Raw genomic sequence first — 18,216 nt, 5'->3', positions numbered from 1 at the left:
GTGCATGAAATCCTTAGTAAAAGCTAAACGTGAACCAGGAATATGGATGCAAGATGTTCCCGTACCGGAATACGGAGTCAATGATGTTCTTATTAAAATTCATAAAACAGCAATTTGTGGCACCGATATTCATATCTACTCATGGGATGACTGGGCGCAAGCTACCATCCCTGTACCCATGACCGTAGGTCATGAGTTTTATGGGGAAATTGTTGAAATTGGGCGCGAGGTACAAGGATTAAAAGTAGGGCAGCGGGTCTCTGGTGAAGGACATATCACTTGTGGAATGTGCCGAAACTGTCGAGCAGGTAAACGTCACTTATGTCGTAATACGCAAGGGGTTGGTGTTAATCGTCCAGGATGCTTTGCTGAGTACCTTTCCCTACCGGCAAGCAACGTACTGGTTCTACCAGACAATATTACTGGTGATCAGGCTTCCATTCTTGATCCTTTAGGAAATGCTACTCACTGTGCTCTGGCCTTTGATGTAGTGGGAGAGGATGTTTTAATCACAGGTGCAGGCCCTATAGGAATTATGGCGGTTGCTATTGTACGACACATTGGTGCGCGTCATGTGGTTATTACTGATGTCAACGAGCATCGCTTGGAGTTAGCGCGTAAAATGGGTGCTACCAAAGCGGTCAATGTTAAATTTCAGCCTATCAAAGAAGTGATGGAAGAATTAGGGATGATGGAAGGTTTTGATGTTGGCTTAGAGATGTCGGGAAATCCTATGGCTTTAAATGATATGGTGAAGTCAATGAATCATGGAGGCCATATTGCTATGCTAGGTATTCCTCCACAAGAAACTGCCATTGATTGGAATCATGTGATTTTTAAAGGATTGGTTGTTAAAGGAATTTATGGTCGCGAAATGTTTGAAACTTGGTATAAGATGATCGCTATGTTGCAAAGCGGCTTAAATGTAGAGCCTGTAATGACTCATCATTTCCCTGTAGCTGATTACCAGACTGCTTTTCAGATTATGGCTTCTGGACAATCAGGCAAAGTCATTCTAGATTGGTCTTGATTGGTTTTGCTAGTGATTCTCGTCTTAGGTTTTTACAAAAGACGAGACCTCACTTGACAGAATTTACAAGTATTACATTAAGCATATAGTTAATAACCCTTGAGAAATTGAACCGTTTGGTTTACCTTCTGCGCCTGCTTTAAAGATGGAGCATTCTATGTCGCAATATATTTTTACCATGAACCGTGTCAGTAAAGTCGTTGAGAATCAACGCTTTATCTTGAAGGACATCTCTTTAAGTTTTTATCCTGGTGCCAAAATCGGGGTCTTAGGTATAAATGGCTCGGGTAAATCAACCTTATTGCGAATTATGGCTGGTGTTGATAAACAATATGAAGGTGAGGCCAGACCCCAACCAGGCATTAAAATTGGTTATTTAGCTCAAGAACCGGAGCTTGATTTAGCTAAGACAGTTCGTGAAGTTGTCGAAGAGGGTGTTGCTGAAATTAAAGCTAAATTAACTCAGTTTGATGAAATTAGCATGCGATTTGTAGAGCCTATGAGCGATGATGAAATGAATGCTTTATTAGTTAAGCAAGGTGAGCTGCAAAATGAGATCGAAGCTTGTGGAGGCTGGGATCTTGACCGTAAGTTGGACATTGCTGCAGATGCTTTGCGATTACCGGATTGGGATGCAAAAGTAAGCCAACTCTCTGGGGGTGAACGACGTCGTGTAGCCTTGTGCCGCTTATTATTATCTAGCCCAGATATGCTATTGCTTGATGAACCTACTAACCACCTTGATGCTGAAAGTGTGGCATGGCTTGAGCGTTATCTTGAAGAATTTCCAGGTACGGTGGTAGCAATTACTCACGATAGGTATTTCTTGGATAATGCTGCTGAGTGGATTTTAGAACTCGATCGTGGTGAAGGTATTCCATATAAAGGAAATTATACGTCTTGGCTAGAGCAAAAAGAAGCACGACTGGCAATGGAGGATAAACAACAAGCTGCGCATCAACGGGCAATCAAAGCGGAATTGGAGTGGGTTCGCACCTCTCCGAAGGGACGTCATGCCAAAAATAAGGCAAGACTTGCACGTTTTGAAGAGATGAATTCAAAAGAATTCCAAAAACGCAATGAAACTAATGAACTGTATATCCCACCCGGTGAGCGCTTAGGTGATCTGGTTATTGAAGGGCTAGCATTACGCAAATCGTTTGGCGATCGTTTATTATTTGAGGATTTAAATTTTCAACTGCCCAAAGGTGGTATTCTTGGTATCATTGGTCCCAATGGTGCGGGGAAATCGACTTTCTTAAAAATGATTACTGGGCAAGAAAACGCCGATGATGGAGAAATACGTGTCGGTGAGACAGTAAATTTAGCCTATGTGGATCAGATGCGGGATCATTTAGATGATAATAAAACTGTCTGGCAAGAGATTTCAGACGGTCATGATATTATGCAGATTGGTTCTTTCCAAATGCCTTCCCGAGCTTATGTTGGACGATTTAATTTCAAAGGTGCCGATCAGCAAAAGAAAATGTCACAATTGTCTGGTGGAGAGCGTAATCGTGTGCATTTGGCCAAACTTTTGAAGCGCGGTGCAAATGTTATTCTGCTTGACGAGCCAAGTAATGATTTAGATGTAGAAACACTAAGGGCTCTTGAGGAAGCGATATTGAACTTTCCTGGTTGCGCTATTGTTATCTCGCATGATCGTTGGTTCCTGGATCGAATCTGTACCCACTTAATGGCCTTTGAGGGCGATTCGCAAGTTGCTTTCATTGAGGGAAATTACACCGATTATGAAGCAGATAGAAAAAGAAGGTTAGGTGATGAAGCGGATAAGCCGTCACGCATTAAATATCGTCGCTTAAAAGAATAGGATTGCGGGTGTCAACTTTGTTTGTGCGTCAGGCAAATAAATAAACATGCAATTAAAAATTAATATAAGGTATGTTTTTACACCTTATAAATTAGAGAATTTTAATAACTAAAAGAGAGAACGAGTTACCATGAAAAAGTTGTTGTGGGCTGGCTTATTATGCCTTGGCCTTTCGAGTTGTATGCAGTATTGTGACGAATCTTGCTATATCACGGATGACGTTGGTGTAGTGCATCGTACTACTCATTACACGGAAGATAAGCGCGGTCGGGATTATTTCCCCGAAAAAGCCCCTGCGACAGGAAGAAAGCAATTTATTTTTGATCCTAAAGCATTTGCTTGGGCTGCTTATGACCCCGATGGCAATCGCGTAATGACAGGTAGTGCTTCTGGAGGCAAAGACGTTTGCGATGAAAATAACAATCAATCTTGCAGGACTGTTACTGGAACATTCCGTGTTTACAATAAGCGGGGTATTGATTGTCGCTCAGGAGAATACCCTGTTGAAACGACGGGTGGCGCAAAAATGCCTTACTGCATGTATTTCTTCCAAGGCTACACAATTCATGCCGGTTATGAGGTTCCCTATTCAAACACCAGCCATGGCTGTGTCCGAGTATTACCTAGTGCTGCTAAATGGTTAAGTGAGCAATTCATAACTCTTGGAACTCAAGTGACAGTACTTCCTTATGCGGATACAGATAAAGCAAGCTAATATATTTTAAACCTGATGGAATTATTCCATCAGGTTTCTCATTCAGACAATTCAATTTCCTTTCTAAAAAGAGATCATCCTTAATTTCTCCATAGGGAGATTTTGACGACATAGCCTCTATATCAACATAAGAGCTTACAGAGGTGAAATTTATGATTTCTAAAAGATTCTAATTTTTTCTTATAGTTGTAAATATTTGCAGAATGGTTAAAAAAACATTATCCTGCCTTATTAGATTCACTCTATAGAGTAAAAATTAAATGAAAAATCAAAATTTTAGAAGAGAAGTTCCTCCTTTGAAAGAACTTGCCGCTAGAGCAGTTGATAAATTAAATCCAAATTTGTTTTTTCAATTCCATGCAAATACTCTCGACCCTGATATTTACAATAAATACGTACTCCCACGAATAGAAGCAAAAATTGAAAAAGCTGAAGAAAACTATTTTGCAAAGGAAAAGGTGCGCAGTCAGAAGGTGAGTGATGAAAAAGAAAGACTTACCCATAACGATTGCTTTGTTAAAACAATGGGATGTTTAGGAGGGATTATTTTTGTCTCAATTTATTTAGGAGTGAGTGTTCCAATATTAGAGATTACCAAAGCATCATTAGAGAAAAAAGCGCTATGTTACACATTAACTTTTATACCTTTTTTGGTAGGAAGTTGCTTTGGTATTTGTTTCTCAGGTAATGCTGCTAAGAAAATGGTTGAGTTCAGTATTCCCAAGACTAAGGCTGAGGTTGTCGATTTAGAGGATGGAGCGGTAGATAATTTTACCCTCAAATAATGGTATTATGAACTCCATAGGTCAGTAGGATTAGGTGTTACCATCCTTTGCTGGCACAGATTTGTTCATAGGCTTTGCGAATTTTTTGTGTTTTATCATTAGCAACTTTAATCATCTGCTCTGGAAGACCCTGCGCAATTAGTTTATCAGGATGATTACGACTAATTAAACGTCTGTAAGCACGTGTAACTTCTTGTTTATTAGCATTTTTGTCAACCTCTAATAAGGCATAGGCATGAGCCAAGCTATTAGGTGGGGTTTGATAGCTGTTATAATTCCTTTGCTGGCTTGAGGAGCTTTTATATTGGGATTGTTGTGACTGTGAAGCCCGAAAGCCGAAGTCTTCGTAAAAACGATATTGCTGACGGATAGGGGCAAATCCTAAGCGTCTGAAGACAACATCTAATGCATGGATTTTAGCTTCGGAGAAATTATCCGTTTTAGCGGCGCGATATTGAATATCCATAAATAATTTTAATAGTTCGGGATTATCATAACAGGCTTCGTCTAAGCGCGTTAAGATGTTGGCTATATCAAAGGTAAACGCTTTGCCTTCATTAAAGAAACGTTTTGCCAAAGTTTTTTGCTCTCGGGTTAATCGCATTTCATCCATAAGTGCCTTAGCCGCATGAATCTCTTCTTCAGATACGCGACCATCTGCTTTGGCGATATGTCCCATAATAGAAAAAGTGGCTTCAAAAAAAACCTTCTGAACTGCTTCGCGTCGCTCGTTATAATAATACCAATGAGGCTTATTGAAATGTTCTACGATACCGCGATCAAAAAAATTGCCAATAAGGATACCAAATAACGCTCCCGCTGGACCTCCTATGAGGTAGCCAAAGAAGGCACCTAGTATTTTTCCCCACCAGTGATATTGGGTAAAGAAGTTACGTAAATTCATGTAGTTAAGTATCCAGTATTCGCTATTAATAACTCTTCCATTCTAAGCTTAATTATATGCCTATAGTCTAAATTATGCTGAAATTAACTTTTTCTTAGCAAAATGATAATGGTGAATCGAATTATGCCAGGATGTACTCTAATCTTTAGCCATTATTTTGGCTGAATTCCACAAAGCTTGATAATGTAAATAACAGCCAAAAATTTCTGCTTGAAAGCAATTAATGATATCCTCCAGTTCTCATAAAAAATTGATTAAAAATTTTTGAAGTGCAAGTTAATTGGATGCTTGCGTTTTTCGGATATGTTATGCGACAAATTTATTCTTTTTTGCTGTATTTAATAACCCCTTACTTGTTATTAAGACTTTGGTGGAAAGGGCGCCAGATTCCTGCCTATCGAAAGAGAATTTTAGAGCGTTTTGCTTTAAATAATAACAAGGCGGTGGATATTGATCTATGGATCCATGCCGTTTCTTTAGGGGAAGTTATTGCTGTAACTCCTTTAATAGATGCTTTACTCCACAGACAATGGCGAATTTTGTTGACTACGATGACTCCTACAGGATCAGAGCGAGTTCAACAACGTTTTGGCAGTAAAGTTAGTCATCAATATGTGCCCTATGATTTGCCCGGTGTCGCACGTCGCTTTTATAAGACAATAAAACCAAAGGCCGCCATTTTTGTAGAAACCGAATTATGGCCTAATTTAGGATACTATGCTCATCGTTCAAACGTAACACTTTTTTTAGTCAATGCTCGTCTTTCAGAACGTTCATATCAAGGCTATAAAAAAATAAAATTTCTTTTTAAGCCTTTATTGCAGAAATTTGACTACATTTTGGCACAAACTTCAGATGATGCTAAACGCTACCAATCACTTGGAGCGAATGAAAATATTGTAAGTGTTCTGGGAAATATGAAATTTGATTTACAAACACAAGACATTCCTGAGGAAATTTTTAGCGACTTTAAAGCAAGATGGGGGAGTGAACGAATTGTTGTTATTGTTGCTAGTACTCATGAAAATGAAGAGGCGCTTATTTTATCTCGTTTAAAAAAACTGCAAGTTGCAATACCCAACGTCGTGTTGTTAATTGCTCCGCGTCATCCAGAGCGTTTTCAGAAAGTGTATCAGTTAAGTGTAGATATGGGATTTAATACTGGTCGCCGTTCTCAGTTAAACACGTTAACCACTCATAACGAGGTCGTTGTTTTAGATTCTTTAGGCGAGCTATTAGGACTGTATCAAATTAGCGATTATGCTTTTGTGGGGGGAAGTTTTGTGCCCATTGGCGGTCATAATGTATTAGAACCAATTGCCTTAAATGTTCCAGTATTTTGCGGCCCACATGTTCATAATTTCAAAACAATTTGTCGTGATTTAAACGATGCCGAGGCGATTGAATTAGTTAAGGATGCAGATGAATTAATTAACCGCATTGTCCTACTTCACAATGATGAAAAACGAAAAGCACGTCTTATCCACAATGCGATGCAGGTGCTCGATGCTAATAAAGGTGCCGTAACTCGGTATGTTGATAAAATAGAGGTTTTAAAGCATAATTAGGTTTGACATTTGCCTCGAATCGATGACGTCCTGTTAACTGTTCTTCCAATTAGTTTTTAAATTTTGTAACTATTCAGTACAGTTCACCGAAAAACCATATTTGATGCATCTGGAACGAAAAGCGCGCGCCTTTCGTTCCACCTGCACTCGAATTTTTAAGGGGAATATTAAATCCATGTTAACCTAAGGGCATTTGCAGTCGATGCTGTTAGAGTATTCAAGACAAAGCTTTTGCTCGAGCTGCTGAAAATCTCCAGTTCTTGTTATAAATAATGTGTTCATAGCTGCTAAATCATCTGTTGCGTCCGCAACACCTCGTTCTTTCGCGTAGGCCCCTTTTCTCCCTGCTTTACTAATTGCATGGGTTCTATTTGGGTTTTTCAATAGGGTGAACCATTCCTCAGTTTGGTCTTCGCCATTAACAACAACTCCTGTAAAAACGCGGGTGGAAAAAGAGCTTGGTTGTTGAGTAAATTGTACGTTGCCTTTAAATGGTTTCTCACTACAGTATTCATAAACAGCATGCATAGGTAGTAAATACAACATGTCACCAACATTTTTTTTCCAGTGGTTATCCCTTTCCTTCTCCTTAATATCTCCATCATAGGACAATTTCATATAATCAGCCTGCGTCTGGAGTTCCTTAATGATCGTTTGTTGAAAATCAAAATGTGATTCGGTGATGACTATCCCTCGGAAGGTGTAAGTAACCCCAAACTCTTTTACTTCTTTATATTGCGTATGTAATACGAGGGCTTGGTCTTTAAATTTATTATTGACTAATAAATTATCAATCATTTTGTCCCACATGTATTTATCCATGGCCCAAAGAGCGTATTGAAAACCACTAATATTGGAAAAAGTGCGCTCAGAACAATCAATAACTTGTCCTTTTTGGGTGAGTAAGTGACTGTTCTTTTCAAGCATCTCTATAACTTTTGCGTATTGTCCCCGAGCTACATAGCGTAAAAACTCTCGGGCACCAAGTAATTGTTTAAAAAATGGAAATTTTCCCTTTGAGGCTAATGCAAGATTTAGCAAACTCGAATTTGGTAAATATTGAGTTATTTCTTGTTGTATCTCTTGTGGGAGCTCATAGAAGTGTTCAAAATTTTCAGGCATGTTTTTCCTAAAGAATTAATTATCTAAATGGGACATGCATTATATTTAGCCATAAAGTTTTTTAAAGTACTTTGAGAATTAAAATAGCCATTCAGTGCAATAATGGGCAATTTTATTGCTAAATATAAAGGAATGTTGATAGAAAGCGACGGGGAAGTACTTTAATGTCAAGTTGCTTCCCGTTATGCTCTTCGTGAAAATTTAACTGCCTTGATTTTGACGCTCTTTGATTTCAGACAAGGTTTTGCAATCAATGCATAGGGTGGCAGTTGGACGTGCTTCCAATCGTCGTAACCCAATTTCAATCCCGCATGCTTCACAATACCCAAAGTCTTCATCACGCAAACGCTCAAGCGCATCTTCAATTTTTTTAATTAATTTGCGTTCCCTATCGCGAGTTCTAAGCTCAAGACTAAACTCTTCCTCTTGGCTGGCTCGATCGGAAGGATCTGGAAAGTTAGCTGCTTCATCTTTCATATGAGTAACTGTCCTGTCAACTTCCTCCATCAACGATTGGCGCCAGGCAAGCAAAATTTTCTCAATATGAGCAAGTTGCTTGTCATTCATGTACTCTTCGCCAGCGGTTTCTTGATAAGGAGCTATTCCCATGCTGCTAACGGCGTCATTTTTCACGTTTCGTCTACTCTCATTGGTTGAATCGATTAATTGTCCTGGCATCTATGCCTCCTATTACTTCCTCTCAACAAGCCCATTGTGGCATGCGATGGAAAACCGCTAGGTATATCAAAAATCAAGGTAGCCATCAACTATTTATTCGCTTACCACCCGTAACACGGTCATTACCTTGGCAATCTTGCCAACATTGAATCTCCATATACCCATAATCATTAAGCATAGACGTTACCGCAGATTTTTGATCAAAACCATGCTCTAATAATAATATCCCGCCTGGCTTAAGCCAAGCAAGACTATGTTTAATAATATGTTTTAAAGCATTAAGGCCATCTTCGCCACTGACTAAAGCCAGCTGGGGTTCAAAACGAACATCTCCCTCTTTCAAATGTGGATCATTGGCTGCAATATAAGGGGGATTGGCCACAATCGCATCGAAAAGTTCTTTGCTTGTTATTTTTTCAAACCAATTGGAATGGTAAAAGGAAACATTAGTTAAACCCAATCGGGCGGCATTTTCTTCGGCGGTTTGCAAAGCTCCTTGGCTGCAATCGCAGGCCATAATTTGCCATTGAGGACGTTCTGATGCACAAGCAAGAGCGATAGCACCACTGCCAGTACCTAAGTCGAGAATGTGTGCTTTGGTGTTAACAGTAAGCAGGGTTAAAGTCAGTTCGACCAAAAGCTCAGTTTCTGGTCGCGGAATTAAAGTGTCTTCGCAAACTTTTAAAGGCAAAGACCAGAATTCTCTTGAACCTACTAAATAAGCTATAGGGACTCCTTCTAATCGCTGGTGAACTAAACGTTGGAAAGTTTGCCATTGAGCATGGGTTAACTTTGCTTCCGGGTTAGCATAGAGAAAACTGCGATTTTTTACCAAGACATGTGCAAGTAATACTTCTGCATCCAGTCGAGCACTGCTACTGTGACTCATAAGCTGTGCAGAGGCATATTCCAGGGCGCCTTTAATCTCCATCATGATGACCTAGTTCTGCAAGTAGTTCTGCATGATGCTCACGTTGTAAAGCATCAATAACGGGTGTTAAATGTCCTTCCATGACATCGGTAAGTTGATACAAGGTAAGATTAATTCGATGATCAGTAAGACGTCCCTGAGGAAAATTATAAGTTCTAATGCGTTCAGAACGATCACCAGTGCCCACTAATGATTTACGAGTTTCTGCCTGTTGCTGGCGTTGTTTGCTTTGTTCTGCATCTAAGAGTCTTGTCTTAAGTAGCGCCATGGCTTTGGCGCGGTTTTTATGTTGCGAGCGCTCATCCTGGCATTCTACAACAATACCAGTTGGTAAGTGAGTGATGCGAATGGCTGAGTCCGTTTTGTTAACGTGCTGGCCGCCCGCTCCGGAAGAGCGATAGGTATCAATGCGTAATTCATCACTGCTAATTTCGATATCGTCGATTTCTTCAACTTCAGGCAATACGGCAACAGTACAAGCCGAAGTATGCACACGACCTTGGGATTCTGTTTCTGGAACTCGTTGCACACGATGTGCGCCGGACTCAAATTTTAATTGAGAGTAAACTGCTTGGCCGCTAATACGGGCAATAATCTCTTTATAACCACCATGTTCACCATGGTTCGCACTGATAATTTCTATTTGCCATCCTTGTATTTCTGCATAGCGATGATACATACGAAATAAATCACCGGCAAAAATTGCCGCTTCATCGCCACCTGTTCCGGCTCGTACCTCCAGATAGATGTTACGATTGTCGTCAGGATCTTTAGGAATCAGATGCCACTGTAATTCTTCATCCAAACGGTCGACCTCTTCTTTGGCTCTATCAATTTCCTCTTCTGCCATTGCTGCCAGCTCTTTGTCATCACCAGCTAGTAATTCTTGCAAGGAAGCTACATTGTCGCGAGCTTGAACATAGGTGTTATAACAGTTAGCTATGGGTTCTAACTGAGAGTATTCTTTTGATAAATTTTTAAATTGATTTTGGTCAGCAATAACTGAGGCTTCAGAAAGTAAACGACTCACTTCTTGAAAACGCTCAAGCATTTGCTCAAGTTTTAATTCAAGGGATTTTTTCATAAAGAGACTGGATCAATAGAAGGATTAAACAAATATTGCGCTAAATCAAGTAATTCTTCACGACCATCCCAGGCTGCTTGCCGTAATCCAACAGTAGGATGATGCGTTAATTTATTAACTAAGCGCTCACAAAATTCATGGAGTACAAAGTCTTGATTATGACCTGCTTGCAATCTGCCTTGAGCGCGTTGTAATTCTTGTTGCGCTAAATTTTGCATATAGCTGCGATAGTCACAAATCATGTTTTTGGCGCGTAAGGAACGATGCCAACGAATAAAATTATCAAGTTCGCCCTCAATTAATTGCTCGGCTTGCAGGGCAGCTTCGCGACGTTCATCCATTCCTTTTTCAATCATTATTTGCAAGTCATCAATATTATATAGATGAATTCCCTCTAATTCGGCAACATCAGCTTCAATATCTCGTGGAACTGCCAAATCCAAGAAAAACATCGGAGCTCTTTTTCGCTTATCTAAAGCATGCTCTACAAGACTTTTATTAATAAAAGGCAGTGGGCAGGCAGTGGCAGAGACAACGACATCCGCTTGAGAAAGGTATTGGGGTATATCACCAATAGCTAGGGCATGGCCATCAAAGGCAGCTGCAAGTTGCTTCGCATTCTCTGTGGTACGACTGGCAATCAAAAAATCATTCACACCTTGCTTATAAAGGTATTTAGCAACAAGGGTAGAGGTTTCTCCAGAGCCAATGATAAAAACTTTTAGTTTTTTATAGTCAGAAAACAGTTTACCAATCAATTGCACGGCTGCATAAGCAATGGAAACCGGGTTGCTACCTATACCACTGCGACTACGTATACGTTTGCTAGCACTGAAAATATATTCAAAGACGGAACGTAAATTTGCTTTCACAGTTCCTAATTTACAAGCATGTTGATAAGCCTGTTTCATTTGTCCAAGAATTTGCGGCTCACCAAGCATCATTGAGTCTAAGCCACTTGCGACGCGCAGTGTATGGCGAATACCATGATGGCCGTGATGGATATATAAATAGGGCGATAATAACTCAGGAGCTAATTGGTGCTGATGAGCAAGCCAAGGAGCCAGACTTTCTGGTTCTTCTGTATCGCAATAAATTTCTGTGCGGTTACAGGTAGATAGAATCGCAGCTTCATTGATTGCAGGCAAATCAATTAAATTATGCAGTAAAACCTCTTGCATAGGTAAAGGCAGAGCGACTTTTTCTCGCACATCTAACGGCGCAGTTTTATGATTTAGCCCACAGGCAACAAACACCATAAGTTTTCAAATGGCAGCAAAATAATCTTGGAATTGTAAACCATTAATACCAGAATTTATAGACCTTCATTAGGTTGCCTTAATTAAAACTGCTTAATGTTTCAGTTCACTGCGATAAGTTGTTTTGGAGTCCAGATAGAAATCAGAATATTGGACCCGGTCTTTGCCGCGGGGATTCGATTTGAGTCATCAGTTGGTTGTAGGTCTATAATAGATAGGAGTATTGAACTATGGTTTTGCGGTGAGATTCGGTGCCATAGTTAATAGATGCTGTTTTGGGAATTGGGTAGTGACGATCCCGTGGCGTAGGCCACGGAGACCAGAGCACGAAATAGGCGCTTTAGATGGATGTAAATGTTATCGCGCGATGGTTATAAGTAGCTGATTTAATATTAATAAGATAGTTCACTTTGAATACTCAAGTCCTTTGGCTTTTAGCCGCTAATACCAATAGGCACTTTGCTCAGGAAAGATTATCCTGGTAGGGAGTTGCGAATGGATATCATTTTTCAAGGCCAACATAATAGTGAAGAAGCAGCTGAGAGTCTATTAACCGTCTTACGACTGTTTAAAGAGCGCTATAATATTGGTCAATTTCGGGAAATGCATCTTACTGTAACTTTGGTAGATGAGAATGGTGATGATGTAGAGTTAATAGATAGCGAGACATCTCGCGCCTATCGCACCTTTGAAGTTTACAGAAAAGGTTATGAACTAGGTGGAAGACGAGGTCATCCTATTTTACATTTGGTAGTTGATAACACACGTTGAGCAGGAGTTATTCATGCTATTGGCCTTGCTTGCAATTTTGCTAACCCTCATTTTAGTTGTTGGCATTCATGAAGCAGGGCATGCTCTTGCTGCGAAAATTTTTTCCGTAAAAATTCAAAAAATTTCTATTGGATTTGGTAAAGCATTACTTTCCTGGAAAACAAAGTCTGGTCAAGAGTTAGTGTGGTCTATTTTGCCTTTAGGGGGCTATGTGCAACTGCTCAACTCGCGAATTCAGAAAGTTTCTCCAGAAGAGCTTGCTGTTTGTTTTGATAAAAAGCCAGTATGGGTACGTTGTATCATTTTAGCTGCTGGAGCAATCGCCAACTTAATTACAGCATGGTTAGCTTTTACTCTAATGTTTGTAATCGGCTATCAGCAAAATCCGCCGCTGGTACAAGCGGTAACACCCGAGAGTATGGCTACTAAAGCGGGTCTTAAGGCAGGCGATCGGTTTTTGAGCGTTGGAGAGCAAGATGTTAACTCCTGGCAAGAAACGGGTATGCGTTTAATAATCTCTCTTGGGAAAAAAGAAGTGCCTGCACAAATCAAAGAGAGTGATGGGACTGTACGAAAAATTAGTTTAGATTTGAGTCAGTGGCGCTATAAAAAAGGGACTTTATTGCAGGGATTGGGTATTGAACCACAGCTTTTAAGTCATAAAGAACAAGTGAAAGGGCAGGGGCTAGGCGAGGCTTTTTGTCATGCATTTATAAAGTCTGTGCAGTTATTGTCCTTTTTTTTGCTCATGCTTAAGTTATTAATAACCGGTACGTTACCTTTTGCTGTATTGCTTGGGCCAATTGGCTTATTTGGGGTTTCAGTGACTTCTTTCTTACAAGGCCTTCCGGTGTTCTTATATTTTATTGCCAGCTTTAGTCTTGCGGTGGGACTTGTGAATTTATTTCCTTTTCCGGGACTTGATGGTGGTTCAATTATTTATGCTTTATTGGAAAAAATTCGTGGTAAACCAGTTTCAATTCCTATGGAAATTCTACTCCATCAACTCGCAGTAATCATTTTCGTTTTATTATTAGTACAACTTATCCTGAATGATATTCAGCGCTATCTGCATTAATTTCTTTTACAATAGGATTGAACATATTAGCGAGTTCAGAGAGTAATGGATACGAGGATAAGCCGCTTAATAAGTTACAATAAGGCTGCTTAGGTAAATTGACCGTGTTTTAACGGATCTTTATACGCGGGGAGCTGATTGTGAAGTGTAATTTTTTTCTAGCCATTGTTGTAATAGTACCTTTGCTTCGTCAGGTGACTCCACATTAAATGAATTGCTAAAAGCTAATCCTCTACCTAAGCTAGCATTGTGAATTGATTGAGTACTCTTTTCTAGATGCTTTTTAGCCAAAGAGCAGTTTTGTTGTGCGGCTTCAATTGCTTTAATGACCAAATCACTATTTCCTTCAGAAGCCGCCCACTTTGCATAGTGAAAATAAGTTTCTACCAACATCATATATGCATAGCTACCGTATAGCTCAAGTTCTTGCTTACAATTTGCAATTGCTTCTTTGAATAAAGTTCTTTTATCTTCATCGGGCTCTAAATCATTATGTTCTATTTTATAAAATAAAAATTGATTGTAATGTTGAGTAGCATGAATTGATTTTAGATTAACAGCCTCTTTTAAAAGTTTAATCTTTGTAGGGGTATAGTCAGCCCCTGGTTCTTGCCTTAATAAGTCATAGAGATAAAATAGGTAAGCACCTTTCGCTAAAGAAAAGCTATCTAAATTGGGATCGTCATGTACAAAAAAAGAAATTGGCGTTGTTTCCTTGGCGGTTAAATAAAGTCCTATTTGAGAGTAGATTACATCCCATAGTTTTTTATATTTGCTTTGCTTGCATAAGGTATTAAAATAATTACTTTCTTTCGAAATTCTGATTATAAAACTTAAATCGTCAACCTTAACCTGTTTAAAAAATTCCTCTTCATTAAATGCATTATGGGTCCTTAAATTCCTTATAAAGAGGAAATCAACTGCATTTAGTTGAGTTAAATCTCTTAATTTAGGTAAATTAGACATAATGGGTTCTTATAAAAAATGTATAATTAACTGAGCATAAATATGGCATAATTTAGAGCAGAATGCTATTATTTTTTCTTTTATAAAGAAAGCTAATCTTATTTCACTGGTATTGGAGTTTGATTTGTCTTTCCTAAATTTTCTTTACTTTCCTTTTTGTCTTCCTGATTATCTAGAGATTGTGTCGTCAATCTCACTTGTTCTTCAAGTTTTTTGCTAGGACGGATATCACTAGCTAATTGGTCTTCGGTTATATCGATAAAGTCGAACTCATCTTCAAGTTCATTTTTATCGCGAAATTCTTCTTCCTCATCATCAAAAGACATAAGAAGATCTTTTTGCCTTTCTTCTATACGCTTATCCAACTCTTGATATTGCAAAGCGATATTGGTTCTAGCAGAAAATTTAAAATCAGGACTTTGTGCTTGACTTAGAAAAGAATTAAGAGAACCCAATCCTAGATTGGCCATCCCAGAATCAATAATATTTTTAAGCTTTAAATTGTTATCCACATAAGGAGAAAGAGTTGCTAGTTTTTTTATTAGTTCCTGAGAGACTAAAATGTTCCCATGTTGTTCTATGTTAGAAATAAGATCTAAAAGAGTCCTGGTAATATCTAAATCCTCTTTTCCTTTACTTGTCCACTGCTTACTGAATTCAAGCGTGCGTTCACTTAAAAAAACTTCTAATTCTTTTTTAAAGTTAATCAAAGCGACATCGGGAGCATTTCTTGAATAACTAGAATCAAAACTCATTTCATTTTTAGCGGTTTGTCCGAAGATATAATTAAATGGTTCGTAATAATTACTGAGCTTCTTGATATCAAGTCCTGCAACTTCTGCAGCCATCCACGTCATAACAAATCGCCCGCAATGGGTTTGTAAGGGCAGTTGATATTTCATGTTATGAATACCAGTAGTGGTAGTGAACTGGATATTTGGGGCTTGCTGTTGAAAAATTTCTGCTACTTGCTCTTGAATGATAGCAAGTTCTTTTTTTTCTTGGGCGGCGAAAGGATCACTAGTTAAGGCATCGTAAATGGTAATATTACATTGAGTTATATCCTCAGGTTTAGTTAGAGTAATAGATCCCATGATTACATGCGCATATTTTTCATTGGATACGTCTATAGGGAATAAGATTTTCACCGTTTTAGAGCCATCAAGCTGCCCTAGACAATCTTTTAGTGCGGTCTGAAAATTGGAGGTAATATAAGTAATCTGATTTTTATCCTTATTTTCATATAAAGCAAAATTTTTCTCACTTTGAAAATCTTCCATTTGTGCGATTTGAGCAGATACGTTAGAGCCTTTTCTGTTTTGGATTAACAGATTATCTGTAAATGAGTTTTTTAGATTGTTAATCCAGACGCTATTTTGATAGAAAGAATCTTCTTTATTTTCTTTAAAATATGAGATCAATGAGCCTATTTTATCCAAGGAATTTAGCTTTGATCCATAAATGCATCGCTCCCATTGATGATTTTTACTATCGGAAGTCACATAATGATTGTATTTATTACAATTTAACCATACTAAAGGATAGCCATATTGTTTACCAAATAAGTCTTTGGTTGAGGAATAATAGCTATCATCATTAGCTCGTAATTCTAATTGTTGTAGTTGTGGATATTTTTTAATCAAATAATCGTTAAGATTGATTTCATCCAAATTGAGTTGCTCTAAAGGGGGCACGCTTTCATTAGGAGTGAATAGTTTATTTAGCTGCTCTTCAACCTGTTTATAGACAATAAGCAGTTCTTGTGAGCCCTTAATGCCGTAATAATCTTTGCCGCTATTATTTAATTTTTCAAAGGGGACAGGAATATCTAAATTAAATTTAAGTTGCCCATCCACATAGGCATATATTTTCATCGAAATCACACGGTTTATTATCTTTATGTAAAATTATAGATCATATTGAGTTTCATTTTATAAATTGGTATTTTATTTATTTATATTGTATATTTGTAATCTTTTTGATTGATTTGTTGTCATCTATGAGTAGAACAATTAGAATTGCTTGGTGGACATCACAAACTGTTTTTAAGCAGTGAGGAAAAAAGTGCAATCTACTAATGAAATAAGCTCTGATTTACAGGAACTTAAAGATAAAAAAGAGAGCGGAGCTGAGACAATCAATTCCTCAGGAGATATGAGTAACGATGATGGCTTTTATCTTGTTGAAGAGAATAATATTTATAGTGAAGCGATCGATTTTGAAAGTTATCCATGGTTAGAGCCTTCTCATCCTTTGTATTTTCCTGCTATTCAAGCCTCTGCTAGCCAGAGGACGCGATGGGAGGCAGTCGATAAATTTTCAGTGGAAAATTGGTATCCTCATTTACAGAAACATACGTTTAAGTCTCATTTCCTTACCCTCAAATTTGATGACATTTTGTATTTAATGGAAAAAGCTTCATCAGATTATGATAGCTCTAAATTAGAAAAGACTTTAGACACAATCCTTGAAGAGTTTAACAATAAAGAAGCTTTTATGCGCTTATCTACTAGAAGCCCCAAAGACTCCAAGTATCTATTTGAAGAAGCATCGAGCATAATGAGTAAAGACCTGTTTTATTGGAGTGAAAACGATAATAAACACCAGCAATTAGTGTCGTTTGTTGCTTCGATGCTTAAAGCAATGAAAATTAAAGAAGGCAGAAAAATAATTGAGTCAATAAGACAAAGTCCCCGGGTTTTTGGCGATTTGATTGCATTGGTTAGTACAGCTGAGCCTTCAGAGTGTACAACTAAAATTATTTTACGAGAATGGCAAGACATTCGTCCTGACCACGAATTTAGAGTGTTTGTATCCCGACGAAATCGTAAGGAAAGCATTGTTACTGCGATATCACCTTATTTTCACTTCTTATATTATGACAAAACTCCTGCAGATGGCTTTAATTTTTCAGAAGAGTCGTGTAAAAACGCTCTAGTGGCTAAATTAGAAAATTATGTTCTTAAGTCAGTGGATCCCGATGTAGCAAAATTTTTAAATTTCTCTAGTGAACAAGATGAAGATAACTCATCAGATTGTATTCGTGAATATATTGTGGATTTAGCCTTAGTTCCAGCAAGTCAATATCATGGCGAAATAACTGACGAAAATAAACTAATGATAGGGAAAAACACTTATGTAATCGTGGTGATAGAACTTAATCCCTTTGCACCATCAGCAACAGGAAGTGCTTTGTTCAATTGGAAAAATGATTTAATGACTCTTTGGGGCAAAGCAGAATGTGAATATCCTGTATTTCGTCATCGTACAACGCCACGTGAAGATTTGCATACAGTAACTTTGCTGCCAACAAATTATGAGTCGGTTATCAAAAGTGCCTTGTCTAAGCGCTTGGCAAACGCTCCTCCTGAAATGGGTTTAATTAGTCAGAGAGATCAATTCTTCACTCCTCTAAAGACTATGAGCGAAACAATCGTGCATTCTAATACTAAGGATGAAAAACCTAACTCAAATTGGACTCTAAGCAATTAGGC

General features: G+C 38.4%; 15 protein-coding genes and 1 pseudogene. 8 read left to right on the top strand and 8 right to left on the bottom strand.

The annotated features are described in order from the left end of the window. The first annotated feature begins 4 nt into the window (after positions 1 to 4). The 4 genes from tdh (at position 5) to Lbru_RS00115 (ending at position 4,361) form a co-directional block, all read left to right on the top strand. Positions 5 to 1,030, top strand: a complete 1,026-nt coding sequence (gene tdh / locus Lbru_RS00130; RefSeq protein WP_058440151.1) for an L-threonine 3-dehydrogenase — start codon at positions 5 to 7, stop codon at positions 1,028 to 1,030. Positions 1,031 to 1,187: 157 nt separating this feature from the next. After that, the gene (gene ettA, locus Lbru_RS00125) at positions 1,188 to 2,861 is read left to right on the top strand and encodes an energy-dependent translational throttle protein EttA (RefSeq protein ID WP_058440150.1); all 1,674 of its coding nucleotides are present in this window, start codon (positions 1,188 to 1,190) and stop codon (positions 2,859 to 2,861) included. Positions 2,862 to 2,991: 130 nt separating this feature from the next. After that, positions 2,992 to 3,576 carry a L,D-transpeptidase gene (locus tag Lbru_RS00120; RefSeq protein WP_058440149.1) on the top strand — a complete coding sequence of 195 codons (585 nt, stop codon included), beginning with the start codon at positions 2,992 to 2,994 and terminating at the stop codon, positions 3,574 to 3,576. Positions 3,577 to 3,836: 260 nt separating this feature from the next. Beyond that, the gene (locus Lbru_RS00115; RefSeq protein WP_058440148.1) at positions 3,837 to 4,361 is read left to right on the top strand and encodes a hypothetical protein; all 525 of its coding nucleotides are present in this window, start codon (positions 3,837 to 3,839) and stop codon (positions 4,359 to 4,361) included. Positions 4,362 to 4,398: 37 nt separating this feature from the next. Here Lbru_RS00115 and djlA read toward each other — a convergent pair whose 3' ends face one another. Beyond that, complete coding sequence (gene djlA / locus Lbru_RS00110) at positions 4,399 to 5,265, bottom strand: co-chaperone DjlA (RefSeq protein ID WP_058440147.1); 867 nt, start codon at positions 5,263 to 5,265, stop codon at positions 4,399 to 4,401. Positions 5,266 to 5,573: 308 nt separating this feature from the next. Here djlA and waaA point away from each other — a divergent pair, with 308 nt between their 5' ends. Continuing rightward, positions 5,574 to 6,833: a lipid IV(A) 3-deoxy-D-manno-octulosonic acid transferase gene (gene waaA, locus Lbru_RS00105; RefSeq protein ID WP_058440146.1), complete on the top strand. Its 1,260-nt coding sequence runs from the start codon at positions 5,574 to 5,576 to the stop codon at positions 6,831 to 6,833. A 183-nt stretch (positions 6,834 to 7,016) separates the two neighbouring features. On the opposite strand, the gene Lbru_RS00100 is transcribed toward waaA, so the two are convergent. From Lbru_RS00100 to hemA, 5 genes and pseudogenes are all read right to left on the bottom strand, one after another. Further along, complete coding sequence (locus Lbru_RS00100; protein WP_058440145.1) at positions 7,017 to 7,955, bottom strand: F-box protein; 939 nt, start codon at positions 7,953 to 7,955, stop codon at positions 7,017 to 7,019. 201 nt (positions 7,956 to 8,156) lie between these two features. After that, the gene (gene dksA, locus Lbru_RS00095; RefSeq protein WP_058440144.1) at positions 8,157 to 8,633 is read right to left on the bottom strand and encodes an RNA polymerase-binding protein DksA; all 477 of its coding nucleotides are present in this window, start codon (positions 8,631 to 8,633) and stop codon (positions 8,157 to 8,159) included. A gap of 85 nt (positions 8,634 to 8,718) precedes the next feature. Continuing rightward, positions 8,719 to 9,567, bottom strand: a complete 849-nt coding sequence (prmC, locus tag Lbru_RS00090) for a peptide chain release factor N(5)-glutamine methyltransferase (RefSeq protein WP_083500771.1) — start codon at positions 9,565 to 9,567, stop codon at positions 8,719 to 8,721. Beyond that, complete coding sequence (gene prfA / locus Lbru_RS00085; RefSeq protein WP_058440143.1) at positions 9,554 to 10,648, bottom strand: peptide chain release factor 1; 1,095 nt, start codon at positions 10,646 to 10,648, stop codon at positions 9,554 to 9,556. The genes prmC and prfA overlap by 14 nt, the downstream gene beginning before the upstream one ends. Then, a pseudogene (gene hemA, locus Lbru_RS00080) lies at positions 10,632 to 11,907 on the bottom strand (glutamyl-tRNA reductase). Before hemA ends, prfA begins: the two are co-directional and overlap by 17 nt. Positions 11,908 to 12,402: 495 nt before the next feature. Between hemA and Lbru_RS00075 the strand changes: the two are divergent. Together Lbru_RS00075 and Lbru_RS00070 are read left to right on the top strand one after the other, a co-directional pair. Continuing rightward, entirely contained in the window at positions 12,403 to 12,678 is a 276-nt protein-coding gene (locus Lbru_RS00075) for a hypothetical protein (RefSeq protein WP_058440141.1), read from the top strand. 13 nt (positions 12,679 to 12,691) lie between these two features. Next, entirely contained in the window at positions 12,692 to 13,756 is a 1,065-nt protein-coding gene (locus tag Lbru_RS00070; protein WP_058440140.1) for a M50 family metallopeptidase, read from the top strand. 120 nt (positions 13,757 to 13,876) lie between these two features. On the opposite strand, the gene Lbru_RS00065 is transcribed toward Lbru_RS00070, so the two are convergent. Both Lbru_RS00065 and Lbru_RS00060 read right to left on the bottom strand, forming a co-directional pair. Further along, complete coding sequence (locus Lbru_RS00065; RefSeq protein ID WP_058440139.1) at positions 13,877 to 14,722, bottom strand: DUF5630 domain-containing protein; 846 nt, start codon at positions 14,720 to 14,722, stop codon at positions 13,877 to 13,879. A gap of 98 nt (positions 14,723 to 14,820) precedes the next feature. Next, on the bottom strand, positions 14,821 to 16,596 hold the full coding sequence (locus Lbru_RS00060; protein WP_058440138.1) for a hypothetical protein: 1,776 nt from the start codon (positions 16,594 to 16,596) through the stop codon (positions 14,821 to 14,823). 190 nt (positions 16,597 to 16,786) lie between these two features. Here Lbru_RS00060 and Lbru_RS00055 point away from each other — a divergent pair, with 190 nt between their 5' ends. Next, entirely contained in the window at positions 16,787 to 18,214 is a 1,428-nt protein-coding gene (locus tag Lbru_RS00055) for a cell division cycle protein 123 family protein (protein ID WP_058440137.1), read from the top strand. Positions 18,215 to 18,216: the final 2 nt, after the last annotated feature.

It is taken from the genome of Legionella brunensis, from assembly GCF_001467025.1.
Taxonomy (GTDB): Bacteria; Pseudomonadota; Gammaproteobacteria; order Legionellales; family Legionellaceae; genus Tatlockia; species Tatlockia brunensis.
This window is presented reverse-complemented; position numbering and strand designations above follow the sequence as displayed.